Origin of the sequence: Tateyamaria armeniaca (assembly GCF_045797845.1) — a bacterium.
Lineage (GTDB): Bacteria > Pseudomonadota > Alphaproteobacteria > Rhodobacterales > Rhodobacteraceae > Tateyamaria > Tateyamaria armeniaca.
Map to the genome: position 1 here is coordinate 319325 of NZ_JBHDIY010000002.1, position 13328 is coordinate 332652.

Here is a 13328-nt window from a genome sequence, read left to right on the forward strand (position 1 = left end):
AAAGCGGCTGGCCGACGAGAAGTCAAAATTTGTATCGGATTCCAGCAGGTTGAAGGGTGAAATTCACCCGATTTCCTGAAATGTGTGGCATAAGTGTGATAATTTCGGCCTCAGGCGGGCCTAGAACGGGACGCGCAGCCGTATCGATCCGACGACCTGTCCTTCGGTCTGGCCCTCGAATTCCTCGCCCAGATAGGTCAGCCCGTAAAACGCGGTAATCCCTGTTTCGCTGCGCCATGTGAGGCCCGCGCGCACCCGTTCACGCGTATCGCGCAAGGTCACCGACCCGGCATCGGGCAGGAATTCACTGTCGCTCACCGCCGCAATATCTGCGCCCAGAACAAAGCTGTATCCGCTCCATTCGCCCTCGACCGCGCGGTAGCGGTGGCCGCTGACACTGTCGCGCACCAGCAATTCACCCCGGCCCAATTGTCCGAAAGTCACATCAAAGCCCACACGCGCCAGCGTTTCATTGCCCAACCTACCTTCGACAAAGGGGCGGATCGTGGTGGTGTCATTCAGGGCAAAGTTTTGGGCGATCTCGACCACCGCGGTGGGATTGATCGCGTTGCCGATCTGCGCGGCGCGCACCGAGTCGGATGGGCGAGGAATGTTGAAGAGGTCGTGGAACGCATCCTGAAACTCGTCCAGTTTGGTCTGCGGACCCACGAACACCACGTCGCCGCCCATGGCAAATTCAGTCTGTCCGCGCTGGAAATGGGTGTGGAGCCCAACCGACAGCGCACCTGCATAGGCACGATCACCGGGCGAGACATTGCGAATATCATCCGGCGCGAGGATTTCGGCACCCAGCCGCAATTCCAGCAACTGCCCGAACCCTTCGGGTGCAACGCCCGTCCAAGAAGGCCCCCACACGCGCGAGGACTGGATGCTGCCTGTGCGCCAGCGGTCCTCTCCATCCCCAAAGAAGTCATTTGTGATCAGGCGCCCATAGCCCAGCCGCGTTCTGTCTTGCGCATCCGCTGCGTGGGAAAGGCAAATCGACGCCACAAGAGACGCCGCAATCAATCGAAACATCAGGCCATCCTGAACAAATGTGCCCCCCGAGCCATCTCTGGATAGTCGCCTGCGCGCGCCTTGCCTAGTGCGCACGCGCCTTGCCGGGATCAGTTCACCCCGGTTGCGTGCAGCAACGCCACAGTTTCGCGCCCGTGGCGGGCAAGATCACATCATCCGCACTTGGAAAAGCCGCAGGAGGCGCAGGTCATGCACCCCTCGACCATGCGCAATTCATATGAGCCGCAGCTTGTGCACGCCTTGCCGCGCGGCGCGCCGAGTTGCGCCACATCAGCCTTGGGATCAGCCTTGAGGCCCATACCCTCGCCCGCGATAAAGCCCGTGGCGATCATGTGCTGTTCGATCACGCCCCCGATGGCGGCAAGGATCGACGGGATATATTTGCCCCCCATCCACGCGCCCCCGCGCGGATCGAACACGGCCTTCAGTTCCTCGACAACAAAGCTCACATCGCCCCCGCGCCGGAACACCGCCGAGATCATGCGGGTCAGGGCCACGGTCCAGGCGAAATGCTCCATGTTCTTGGAGTTGATGAACACCTCGAACGGGCGGCGATGCCCGCCCAGCACGATGTCGTTGATGGTGATGTAAAGCGCGTGCTCGCTGTCGGGCCACTTGACCTTGTAGGTGTTCCCTTCGAGTTCGCTGGGCCGGTCGAGCGGTTCGGACATGTAGATGACGTCGCCATGGGGCTGCATGGGCTCTTCGTCACCCTGCGCCACCACCTCGGCGACGACGGGTTTCTCCTCTGCCACCGTCAAAACGGACCCGGTCACCGCATTGGGCCGATAGGTCGTGCACCCTTTGCACCCCGTATCCCACGCCTGCATGTAGACATCCTTGAACGCATCAAAGCTGATGTCCTCAGGGCAGTTGATCGTTTTCGAGATGCTCGAATCCACCCATTTCTGGGCCGCCGCCTGCATCTTTACGTGATCGGCGGGCGCGAGCGTCTGGGCGTTCACGAAATGATCAGGCAATTCGGCGTCGCCCTTGAGGTCGCGCCACATCTGCACGGCATAATCCACCACCTCTTCCTCGGTGCGGCTGCCATCCTTTTGCAGCACCTTGCGGGTGTAGGCATAGGCAAAGACCGGCTCGATCCCCGAACTGACGTTCCCGGCATAGAGCGAAATCGTCCCCGTGGGCGCAATCGAGGTCAGCAACGCGTTGCGGATACCGTGTTCGGCCACTGCGTCGCGCACGTCCTTGTCCATCGCCTGCATGGTGCCGGAGGCCAGATACCCGTCGGCGTCAAACAGCGGAAACGCGCCCTTTTCCTTCGCCAATTGCACAGAACCCAGGTACGCGGCGCGGGCAATCGCTTTCAACCAGCTTTCGGTCTGACGCGCCGCCTCGTCCGATCCATAGCGCAGGCCGACCATCAACAGCGCATCCGCCAGCCCGGTGACCCCAAGGCCGATCCGGCGCTTGGCCGCCGCCTCGCGCGCCTGCGCCTCAAGCGGGAAGCGCGAGGCGTCGACCACATTGTCCATCATGCGCACGGCAGTGCCGACGAGGTCCACGAGCTGATCTTCATCCAGTGCGGCGGCATCGCCGAACGGGTCCGCAACCAGCCGCGCGAGGTTGATCGAGCCGAGCAGGCACGCCCCATAGGGCGGCAGCGGTTGTTCACCGCAGGGGTTCGTCGCTGCAATCGTCTCGCAATAATTCAGGTTGTTGGCCGTGTTGATCCGGTCGATGAAGATCACGCCCGGTTCGGCATAATCATAGGTCGCCTTCATGATCCCGTTCCACAGATCGCGCGCCTGTACGGTCTTGTAGACGTGGTCCTCGAACACCAGATCCCACGACCCATTGGCCTTCACCGCCTCCATGAACGCATCTGTCACCAGCACGGACACATTGAACATACGCAGACGGGCGGCGTCGGATTTGGCGGAAATGAAATCCTCGATATCCGGGTGATCGCAGCGCATCGTGGCCATCATCGCGCCGCGCCGCGAGCCTGCGGACATGATGGTGCGGCACATGGCGTCCCACACATCCATAAAGCTGAGCGGCCCGGAGGCATCCGCCGCCACGCCTTTGACGCCCGCGCCCTTCGGCCGGATGGTCGAGAAATCGTAACCGATCCCACCACCCTGCTGCATGGTCAGGGCCGCCTCTTTCAACATCTCGAAAATGCCGCCCATGCTGTCGGGAATCGTGCCCATGACGAAGCAGTTGAACAGCGTGACCGAGCGCGCCGTGCCTGCCCCTGCGGTGATGCGGCCAGCGGGCAGGAATTTGAAATCTTCGAGGGCGGCGTAAAACTGGTCTTCCCACGCGCTTGGGTCGTCTTCGACCTTTGCCAGATCACGGGCAATGCGGCGCCAACTGTCCTCGACGGTGACGTCGATGGGCGTGCCATCGGCCTCCTTGAAGCGATACTTCATGTCCCAGATCTGTTCGGCAATCGGCGCGGCAAAGCGTGTCATCAAGGCATCCCCGTGAGGGCCGCCGATTCTGTCGGCAGCAGTGCAGGCATTCAATCTACGCGAATTGAACCACAACCACTAGTCAAAAATGTGGCGCGAACTACCAAATGTAGGGGTGTGACAACCACAACACCTTGCAGGTCAGCCGCGCTCTGCTACAATATTTGGTGTGGGGAGTGTTGAGTCTGTGGACAAACCTGTGAGCAACTACATCAACCTGATAAAACTGTCGGTGGGCAGCGAGACCTATGACGACATCGTCGCATGGCAATCGACCAAGCGCGCCCAGACCCCTGACGGCCTGCCCCGCCATGTCACCCGCATGTGGCCCAAGCGCGAGGCCGAAATCCTCGCAGGCGGGTCGATCTATTGGGTGATCAAGGGAGTGCTGACCTGTCGGCAACGTATCCTGCGGCTGGATGAATATGTCGGCCAGGACGGCATCCGCCGCTGCGCCATCGTGTCAGACCCTGAATTGGTGCGGGTGCAAAGCGCGCTGAAACGCCCGTTCCAGGGTTGGCGTTACCTCAAACCCGAAGATGCGCCGCCTGACCTGCCCAAAGGGCGGGAAAGCGAAGAGCCGCTGCCGGTCGAGTTGAACCGCGCGCTTGCGGAGATTGGCGTGCTTTAAGTGCCGTGAAATGCGTTGTACGTTCCTGCATGCGCAGGCACTCTGAGGCGATGCGCCAAATGACACGTGACATACTGGGGACTGTCTTTTCGCCTTTCGTCTCCGCGGTTCGAGTCCTCCCGCTGGTGTTGCGCAATTACCGGACAGTCGGCGATTTGCTTGCCGCAGGTGATATCACCGTCAGGGATTGGGCGTCGGCCTTTGTTGCGGCCAATATTCCCTTCTTTCTATTCCTGTTTTTTCAGTCCCGGACGATCACCCAGAACCTGCCATCCGAGGTCATTCTGGTGATGTTCTTTGTCGGCTACGCGGTGACGTCGGCGTTGTATTATGCTGCCACACGCCTGCTGGGGCGCCACCCGGTGAGGTTTGACGTGGTGATGGGCGCGCACGCGTTGTCCTACGTTCTGGCCATCGCCTATGTCTATGTCGTGCTGTGGCCTCTGGGCTATCTGTATCTGGCCGTCGCGTGGGTTTTCGAGCTGCAGGTCGCAGTCCCGACGGCTGTGATATGGCTGTCGCTGGCAGTGGGCGCGGTTTGCATATTTTCGTATGCAATCTGGCTTGCGCCGTTGTTCCGGGTGCACCTGGTCGTATCGATCCTGATTGGCCTGGTGACGATGTATGCTGGCATGTGGTTGACCGCTGTGATGTCACGCATGATTTTTGGCGTGGACATGTACAGCTTCTGACCTCGGATGCCGTAGGTCTAGCCCAACTGGTCCAGCAAACCACGCAAGACCACGCGATCCGCGTCATCCACCTGCGCCACGCGCGAGCGCCACAGAGTTGCCTGCGAGGCAAGGATCAGCCCGTCGTTCAGTATCTTGAGGTGATTGGCGCGCAGGGTTTCGCCGCTGCTTGTGATGTCGGCAATGGCCTCTGCCGTCTCGTTCGCGACCGTCCCTTCGGTCGCGCCCTGACTGTCGACCAACTGGTAATCCGCCACCCCGACTTCGCGCAGGAAATCGCGCACAAGCCTGTGATATTTCGTGGCAATCCGCAGGCGAAACCCATGGCGTTCCCGAAAGGCCGCCGCGACGGCGTCCAGATCATCCGTCAGATCCACATCGACCCAGCCCGCAGGCACGGCCAGCACCAGATCAGCGTGGCCAAACCCCATTTCGGCCACCGGTGCGACCTGTTGTTCCCAAAGGGGCAGTTTTTCCTGCACCAGATCGGTGCCTGTCACCCCCAAATGAATGCGCCCGGCGGCAAGTTCGCGCGGGATTTCACCTGCCGACAACAACACAAGCGCCATGCCATCGACGCCCGCAACCTCGCCTGCATATTCGCGATCCGACCCCGTGCGGGTCAGGGTCACACCGCGTTTGGCAAACCAGTCAAACGTCTTTTCCATCAGCCGGCCCTTGGAGGGCACCCCCAGTTTGATCGTCATGTCGCGCCCTCCAGCAGGGCCATGAGGTCGGGGCGCAGCACAGCGCCCACTGCCGGGATTTCCGTGCCACCGCCAAGGCGTCGGGTCAGCGCATCATAGCGCCCGCCCGTCGCGACCGGGGGCAGATCAGGGCGGGATTCGGCATAAAATCCAAAGACAAAGCCGTCGTAATACTCCATCGAGGTACGCCCGTAGCTGGCCTCGAACTCCAGCCTGTCCACATCCACACCGCGTTTGACCAGCGCCTCGGCACGGGCATCGACGCGGGTGACAGCCTTGGCAATGGCGGGCAAATCAACGGTGAGGTTCTGCAATTGCGAGAGCGCAAAGGGCAGCGTTTCGCGCACGGACAGCAGCGCATCAAGGCCCTCCATTTCCGCGGCACTGATGGGCGGTTCGGCGGCATCTTCGGCAAGGGCCTTGATGCGCGCATCGACCTCGGCCTGACTGCGCAGACCGGTGAGAGGGGCATCCAACGTCACAACGCCCGCCAGCAGCGCACGGCGGGTTTCCGGCACCTGCACCCGTCCCCCGAAACGGTCCAGAAGCGCGCGGAACCGGCGGGGCCGCCAGATGTGGCGACGCAGCGCAGCCTTGCGGCGCGCAGAGGTCTTCAACCCATCCACGGCGGCCATCAGCACACCGATATCACCCGTGGCCGCGCGCAAGGCGAGTGGCGCAACCGCTTGCGCAATCAGCGAAAATACGTCGGCATCTGCGGCTGCCGGGTCAGTGCTGTCAAAGACTTCGTAGCCGACCTGCAGGTATTCGCTGGCGCGGTCGGGATCATCTTCCTGTCGGCGAAACACCTCGCCAGCATAGGTGTAGCGCGCCGGGTCCGCCCCGTTGGCCATGTGCATCTGCACGACAGGTACGGTGAAGTCGGGGCGCAACATCTGCTCGCCCCGCATCGCGTCGCTGGTCACGTAGGCGCGGGCGCGGATGTCCTCGCCATAAAGGTCCAGCAACAGGTCTGCCGACTGCAAGACGGGGGGTCGACCGCGCGTGCCCCTGCGGCGACAAAACTGTCGCGCAAGGCCAGTGCGCGGGCCCGCACGTCGCTCATCCCGCCAGGATCTCGCGCACTTTGGCCAGCATCTCGGAGCGCGGCACTTCGAACTGACTGGGGCGGTCTTTCCATTCTTCGTGGGTCGCCGTTTCGGCAATTTTTGCGCCAAGGATCAGGTCCTTGATCTGCACCACGCCACGCTCCTTTTCATCGCCGCCTTCGATGATCGCGATGGGGGAGTTGCGCTTGTCCGCATATTTGAGCTGATTGCCAAAGTTCTTGGGATTGCCCAGGTACACCTCGGCCCGGATGCCATCTGCGCGCAGTTCAGCGACCATCGCCTGATAGTCGGCCATGCGATCGCGGTCCATGACGGTGACGACAACGGGGCCGTGGGTTTCGGAGCCAATGCGCCCCGTGGCACGCAAAGCGGTCAGCAGGCGATCGACGCCGATGGAAACGCCGGTTGCGGGCACTTCCTGCCCGGTAAAGCGTTTGACCAGATCGTCATAACGTCCACCGCCCGCGACGGAACCGAACTGAACCGTCTGGCCCTTGTCGTTCTGAACGTCGAAGGTGAGTTCCGCCTCGTAGACGGGGCCGGTGTAGTAGCCGAGACCGCGTACGACGGAGGGGTCGACTAGTACCCTATCGGAGCGATAGCCCTGCGAAAAAAGTAGTTGTGCAACTTGGTCGAGCTCTTCGACGCCTTGCTTTCCAATTAAAGACCCACCTACCAACCCTCGAAGCATTTGAAGCGTAGTAGCGTTTGGGTTTTCTCCGCCAAACGCAGCTTGGTCTATCGGATTGCCAGATTTCACTACTTCAACCTGTCTGCTGACCTTTGCTTTATGGGCGTTCAACTGCGCTACACCGACTTCCAGATAAGAAACGATTACCGCAGCCTGTTCCGCAGTCAGCCCTGCGCCCTTCGTGAAATCCCCACTCTCATCCTTGCGGCCCTCACCGAGTAGCGCGCGCACCCCATCCGGCCCCAGCCGGTCCAGCTTGTCAATCGCACGAAGGACGATTCCGCGCTCGGCCTCCTTGTCGTCGCCCGAGAGGCCCGCAACCTCCATCACACCATTCAACACCTTGCGGTTGTTGATACGGATCACATAGTCACCACGTTCAATACCGACGGCCTCCAGCGTATCCGCCAGCATTGCACAAATCTCAGCATCCGCGGCCATGCTTGCCGTGCCCACCGTATCTGCATCACATTGATAAAACTGGCGAAACCGACCCGGTCCCGGCTTTTCATTGCGCCAGACGGGGCCCATCGTGTAGCGGCGATAGGGGCTTGGCAGATCGCCCCGGTGCTGGGCATAGACGCGGGCCAGCGGGGCAGTCATGTCATAGCGCAGCGCCAGCCAGTCGCCGTCTTCTTCCTGCCATGCGAACACGCCCTCGTTCGGGCGGTCCACGTCAGGCAGGAACTTGCCCAGCGCCTCGACCGTCTCAACCGCGCTGCTTTCCAGCGCGTCGAACCCGTAGCGATGATAGACCTCGGCGATGCGCGACAGCATCGCAGTCCGCTCGGTCACGTCGCTGCCGAAATAGTCGGCAAAGCCCTTGGGCGTCTGAGCCTTGGGGCGCGGGGTCTTTTTGGGCTTGGCCATGGTGCCACTCCGATTGGGTTCGGGCGCGTCGTATCGCAGGGCGGGTAAGGGGGCAAGGTGCGCGCGGCTTGCGCAAGCGTCCCTTTTGCCCCACATGAGGCTCATGGACAGCCGCATCAACGCCCTTGAAGAGCAAATCGCCCATTTGACCCGCACGGTCGATGACCTGAGCGATATCGTTGCGCGGCAAGAGCGCGAGTTGGCGTTGCTGACGCGGCGGGCACAGATGCTGATGGCGCGCGAGGCCGAACGCGAGGCCCAGGGCAGCGGCGGAGTTGTTGTCGGGGACGAGCGCCCGCCGCATTACTGAAACCGCAACAGGCGGCCCGTTCAGGGCGTCTTTACGGACATCGCCAGCAGCGCCCCGTCGTGCAACAGCATGTCCGCCCAGCGCCCGTTGTCACCGAAATGCTCGTAAACACTGACAAAGGCCGTCGTCTTTTCGAGCCGTGATATGCGTGGCCCGCATGGTTTGTTGCGCCCGACATTGCAAACCTTGGCCTTCACCTTTTCATAGGCGCGGTCCGTGGTTGAGTAGGGGTATTCGCTGGCAGGCAGACCATAGCGCAACTGTTCGTGAAATTCCGGCGTACCAAAGATCGCCAGTTCCGCCGTGAACTGGCGCGCGCAGTTGTCACCAAAGCCGGTGACAAAGAATGACCGTGGCTCAGCGCTGTTTGGCGCGCTGTCAAACAGGTTATAGCCCCGCCCTTTTCCCGCAGCCTGTTCGACCAGTTTGCCCAGATCGCGCGTGCGCACATCGCAGACACGGGCGACTTCGCCGAAGGGCAATACCGCACCCGGGTCCACATCCCGCAATGCCATGCCCGCAGCGGGTGCAGGTGCCGCACGCCCAAAGAGGCGGCGCCGTTTTTGCGGCTCGACCAATTCTGGTGCAGGCACCGCAGCGCTTTCCGGGGACAATGATGCGACCTGAACGTCTTCGATCTGCGGATCGGTTTCAGCATTTCCAGGGATGTCGAGATCGAGGTCATCGCCTTCGTCTGTTCCGTCAAACACCTCTGCATTGCTCACTGGTGCGGCTTCGGAAACCGGGTCCCGGCGCAGCCAGCCAAACACACCTTTGCGTCTTGGTTCGGAATCGGCGGATGCGGTGACGATTGCTGAAGTCTCGGCATCATCGGGCAGAGCCTCAACGGGCATATCCGATACCACTGTAACGCCATCATTCGCGGCCTGTCCGATGTCAGTTGTGCCAACGTCTGCCAAAAGTTCTTCAGGCTCTGCCCGCTTGCGGAACAGCCCGGACAGGATGCTCGTCTCGCGCGCCAGCTCGTCTTCGGTCGGCAAGGCCGTGGTGACAACGCTGTCCGGAAACGCCACACCGTCAGACACACGCTCGACCCCGGCAAGGGGATCGCCACATGCGCCAAGCACAAGTAAAGATGGAATAATCGCCCACGCCTTGCGCATATCGTTTTGCCTCCCCCGGCGGCAAAACTAGCGTGTGAACACTTCGCCGTCCAGTCAGGCGGGCGAAACCCGCCTACATCTCCTGCACTTCGACGACGCCGGACAGCGACTTGATCGCGCCTTTGATCTGCGGGGTGACGGGGAATTCCGCGCCCAAATCCATTTCCACTTCGCCCGGCAGGCTGTCATCCATCAGGCAGACGGTGATTGGCCCACGCCCTGCCCCTTTGGCCGCTTGCGCGGCACCATCCAGAACGGTCGCAACCGAAGACAGGGCCGATGGCGCGTCCACGAAAATGCGCAATCCCATGCTGCCCACATCCGCCACGACGGTGTCGATGGGTGCGACCGACCGGCCGAGCAGTTTCAGCTGATCCGCCTCCATCGTGGCCTCGACGGTGACCAGCACCTTTTCACCTGCGACGAGAAAATCCTGCGCTTTTTCGAGACTGTCCGAGAACAGGGTGACCTCGAAGGCGCCGCTCGTGTCCGACATCTGGCAAAAGGCAAAGCGATTGCCGCGGGCCGATTTGCGCACCTGCAAACCCGCGACGACACCCGCCAGTTTCGCGATCAATGGCTGGTTTTCGGCCTTGGCGGTGACTTCGTCCAGCGTGATCACGCCCTTGCGCTTGAGCGCGCCCATGTAGTCGTCCAGCGGATGGCCTGAGAGGTAAAAGCCCACGGCCTTGAACTCTTCGCCCAGCCGCTCAGCCGGCAGCCAGTCGTCCACCGGCATCAGGCGCGGTTCGGGAAGATCGTCGCCGGCCTCCCCAAACAATGACACCTGGTTTGAGTTCTTCTGATCATGTACCGCCGCAGAATAGGCCGACAGCGCATCCAATGCGTCAAACACGCGCCGCCGGTTGGGATCGAGCTGATCAAACGCCCCGGCCCGCGCCAGCATTTCCAGCGGTCGCTTGCCCACTTTCTTCAAATCCACCCGGCGCGCCAGATCGAACAGCGTGGCAAAGGGCTTGTCACCACGCCCCTCGACGACCAGCCGCATCGCCTCGACCCCGACGTTTTTCAGTGCGCCCAGCGCGTAGACGAGCGCACCGTCAACCACCTTGAACGTCGCATCAGACCGGTTCACACAAGGCGGCACCCACGGCAATTGCAGGACTTTGCGCACTTCCTCGAAATAGACCGCCAGCTTGTCGGTCAGATGGATATCACAATTCATGACCCCGGCCATGAATTCAACCGGGTGGTTCGCCTTCAGCCATGCAGTCTGGTAACTGACCACCGCATAGGCCGCCGCGTGGGATTTGTTGAAGCCGTAATTGGCGAACTTGTCGAGCAGGTTCCAAACCTCGATCGCCTTGGCTTCGTCCACCCCGTTTTCGCCTGCTCCTTTCAGGAATTTGGGGCGTTCTGCGTCCATCGCTTCTTGAATCTTTTTGCCCATCGCGCGGCGCAGCAGGTCAGCGCCACCCAGCGAGTAATTCGCCATCTCCTGCGCGATCTGCATCACCTGTTCCTGATAAACGATGATGCCTTGGGTCTCGTCCAGAATGTGATCGATTGTCGGGTGCAGCAACTCACGCTCGGACTTGCCGTTTTTGACCTCGCAGAACTTCGGAATGTTCTCCATCGGGCCCGGTCGATAGAGGGCGACAAGAGCGATGATGTCCTCGATACAGTCCGGTTTCATGCGTTTCAGGGCATCCATCATGCCCGAGCTTTCCACCTGAAACACCGCCACCGTCTTGGCCGAGGCATAGAGCTTGTAAGAGGCCTCATCATCCAACGGGATACCGCCGATGTCATTCTCCATACCCTGCGCGGGGGTGTAAAGTTCGGTGCCATCGGCGGCCACGTGCAAGGGACGGCCCGAGACAAGGATCTGGTCCACCGCGTTCTGGATCACAGTCAGGGTTTTCAGCCCCAGAAAGTCGAATTTGACGAGGCCCGCCTGTTCCACCCACTTCATGTTGAATTGGGTCGCGGGCATGTCGGATCGCGGATCCTGATAAAGCGGGACAAGCGCGTCCAAGGGCCTGTCGCCAATCACCACCCCGGCGGCGTGGGTCGATGCGTTACGCAGCAGCCCCTCGACCTGCTGGCCATATTCCAGAAGACGCGCGACAACTTCTTCGTTGCGGGCCTCCTCGCGCAAGCGGGGTTCGTCCGCCAGTGCCTTTTCGATGCTGACGGGTTTGACCCCCTCGACCGGGATCAGCTTGGACAAGCGATCCACCTGCCCGTAAGGCATCTGCAAGACGCGTCCGATATCGCGCACCGCCGCTTTGGACAAAAGCGCACCAAAGGTGATGATCTGCCCCACCTTGTCGCGCCCGTATTTGCCCTGCACGTAGCGGATCACTTCCTCGCGCCGGTCCATGCAGAAATCGATGTCGAAGTCAGGCATGCTGACCCGCTCGGGGTTGAGGAACCGTTCGAACAGAAGGGCATAACGCAAAGGGTCAAGGTCCGTCACTGTCAGGGCATAAGCCACAAGGCTGCCCGCACCCGAGCCTCGGCCCGGGCCCACCGGAATGTTCTCATCCTTGGCCCATTTGATGAAGTCAGCAACGATCAGGAAGTAGCCGGGAAAGCCCATGCCCTCGATGATATCCAGCTCGAAATCGAGGCGCTTCTGGTATTCTTCGACCGATGCTGCGTGGGGAATGACCTTGAGCCGCTCGACCAGCCCGGCATTGGCCTGCTTGCGCAACTCTTCCACCTCATCGTCCGCAAATTTGGGCAGGATCGGGTCGCGCCGATAAGCCATAAATGCACAGCGCCGCGCGATTTCCACCGTGTTTTCAATCGCTTCGGGCAGGTCCGCAAAAAGCGTCACCATTTCGGCCTGGCTTTTGAAGTAATGCTGGGCGGTCAACCGGCGGCGCGGTTCCTGCTGATCGACGTAAGCCCCGTCGGCAATGCAGATCAGCGCATCATGGCTTTCATACATGTCGGCCTTGGGGAAATAGACGTCGTTGGTGGCGACCAACGGCAGGTCCATCGCATAGGCCATCTCGACAAAGCCGCGCTCGGTCAGGCGTTCAGCCTCGGGGGCACCGCCCTCACCGGGATGGCGCTGCAATTCGACGTAAAGGCGATCACCGAACACATCGGCCAGCCGCGTCATAAGGGCCTGCGCGGCAGGGCGCTGGCTGGCCTGCAACAGCATACCCACTGGTCCGCTCGGCCCGCCCGTGAGGCAGATCACGTCGCTGGAATGTCCTGCCAGTTCCTCGACCGTGACAAAGGGCAATTCGGATCCGTCCCGCAAATACAGGCAGGAATTGAGCTTCATCAGGTTCTCATACCCCGCCTCGGACTGCGCCAGCAGAACAAGCGGCGCCGGGGCGCGGGGCCGTTCGCCGGGGCGCGAAGTGATGTATTGCAGGTCGACCTGACAGCCGATGATGGGCTGGATGCCCGCACCCGCCATACCGACGGAAAATTCGAGTGCCGCGAACATGTTGTTGGTGTCCGTCAGCGCGATGGCAGGCATCCCTGCGCCCCGCACCAGATCGGGCAGCTTTTTCAGGCGCATCGCCCCTTCCAGCAGGGAATATTCGGAATGGGTGCGCAGGTGAATGAATCGGGGGGCATCTGTCATGGCGACCAGATTAGGGCCAGCACGCCCCTATATCCAGTGGTGCCGCAAAGTTATGCACACCAAATCGGCATCATCGATTGCCACGTAATGCCTCTTGCAAAGGCCCGACTGACCCGCATAGCCTCAAAACCAGTTCCGCCCTGGCAACTGCCTCTACGCCGCATCGAGGCTGCCAAATCA

General features: G+C 61.3%; 9 protein-coding genes and 1 pseudogene. 3 read left to right on the top strand and 7 right to left on the bottom strand.

Translation table 11 applies throughout. The annotated features are described in order from the left end of the window. Positions 1 to 120 precede the first annotated feature (120 nt). Positions 121 to 1038, bottom strand: coding sequence for a lipid A-modifier LpxR family protein (locus ACERZ8_RS01680; RefSeq protein WP_407590385.1), 918 nt, complete (start codon positions 1036 to 1038; stop codon positions 121 to 123). 152 nt (positions 1039 to 1190) lie between these two features. Further along, positions 1191 to 3479, bottom strand: coding sequence for an adenosylcobalamin-dependent ribonucleoside-diphosphate reductase (locus ACERZ8_RS01685; RefSeq protein ID WP_407590386.1), 2289 nt, complete (start codon positions 3477 to 3479; stop codon positions 1191 to 1193). A 199-nt stretch (positions 3480 to 3678) separates the two neighbouring features. Between ACERZ8_RS01685 and ACERZ8_RS01690 the strand changes: the two genes are divergently transcribed. Next, complete coding sequence (locus tag ACERZ8_RS01690) at positions 3679 to 4110, top strand: DUF1489 family protein (RefSeq protein WP_407590387.1); 432 nt, start codon at positions 3679 to 3681, stop codon at positions 4108 to 4110. A gap of 59 nt (positions 4111 to 4169) precedes the next feature. Then, positions 4170 to 4802: a hypothetical protein gene (locus ACERZ8_RS01695; RefSeq protein WP_407590388.1), complete on the top strand. Its 633-nt coding sequence runs from the start codon at positions 4170 to 4172 to the stop codon at positions 4800 to 4802. 17 nt (positions 4803 to 4819) lie between these two features. Here the strand turns inward: ACERZ8_RS01695 and hisG are convergent, their stop codons facing one another. The 3 genes and pseudogenes from hisG to hisS form a co-directional block, all read right to left on the bottom strand. After that, positions 4820 to 5509, bottom strand: a complete 690-nt coding sequence (gene hisG, locus ACERZ8_RS01700; RefSeq protein WP_407590389.1) for an ATP phosphoribosyltransferase — start codon at positions 5507 to 5509, stop codon at positions 4820 to 4822. Continuing rightward, positions 5506 to 6575: pseudogene (locus tag ACERZ8_RS01705) on the bottom strand (ATP phosphoribosyltransferase regulatory subunit). Before ACERZ8_RS01705 ends, hisG begins: the two are co-directional and overlap by 4 nt. Beyond that, complete coding sequence (hisS, locus tag ACERZ8_RS01710) at positions 6572 to 8140, bottom strand: histidine--tRNA ligase (protein ID WP_407590390.1); 1569 nt, start codon at positions 8138 to 8140, stop codon at positions 6572 to 6574. Before hisS ends, ACERZ8_RS01705 begins: the two are co-directional and overlap by 4 nt. A 115-nt stretch (positions 8141 to 8255) precedes the next feature. On the opposite strand from hisS, the gene ACERZ8_RS01715 reads away from it, so the two are divergent. Continuing rightward, positions 8256 to 8450 carry a SlyX family protein gene (locus tag ACERZ8_RS01715; protein WP_407594128.1) on the top strand — a complete coding sequence of 65 codons (195 nt, stop codon included), beginning with the start codon at positions 8256 to 8258 and terminating at the stop codon, positions 8448 to 8450. A gap of 20 nt (positions 8451 to 8470) precedes the next feature. Here the strand turns inward: ACERZ8_RS01715 and ACERZ8_RS01720 are convergent, their stop codons facing one another. Together ACERZ8_RS01720 and dnaE are read right to left on the bottom strand one after the other, a co-directional pair. Continuing rightward, positions 8471 to 9574 (bottom strand): hypothetical protein, encoded by a 1104-nt coding sequence (locus ACERZ8_RS01720; RefSeq protein ID WP_407590391.1) that lies wholly within the window; start codon positions 9572 to 9574, stop codon positions 8471 to 8473. A 73-nt stretch (positions 9575 to 9647) separates the two neighbouring features. Continuing rightward, entirely contained in the window at positions 9648 to 13148 is a 3501-nt protein-coding gene (gene dnaE / locus ACERZ8_RS01725) for a DNA polymerase III subunit alpha (RefSeq protein ID WP_407590392.1), read from the bottom strand. Positions 13149 to 13328 lie beyond the last annotated feature (180 nt).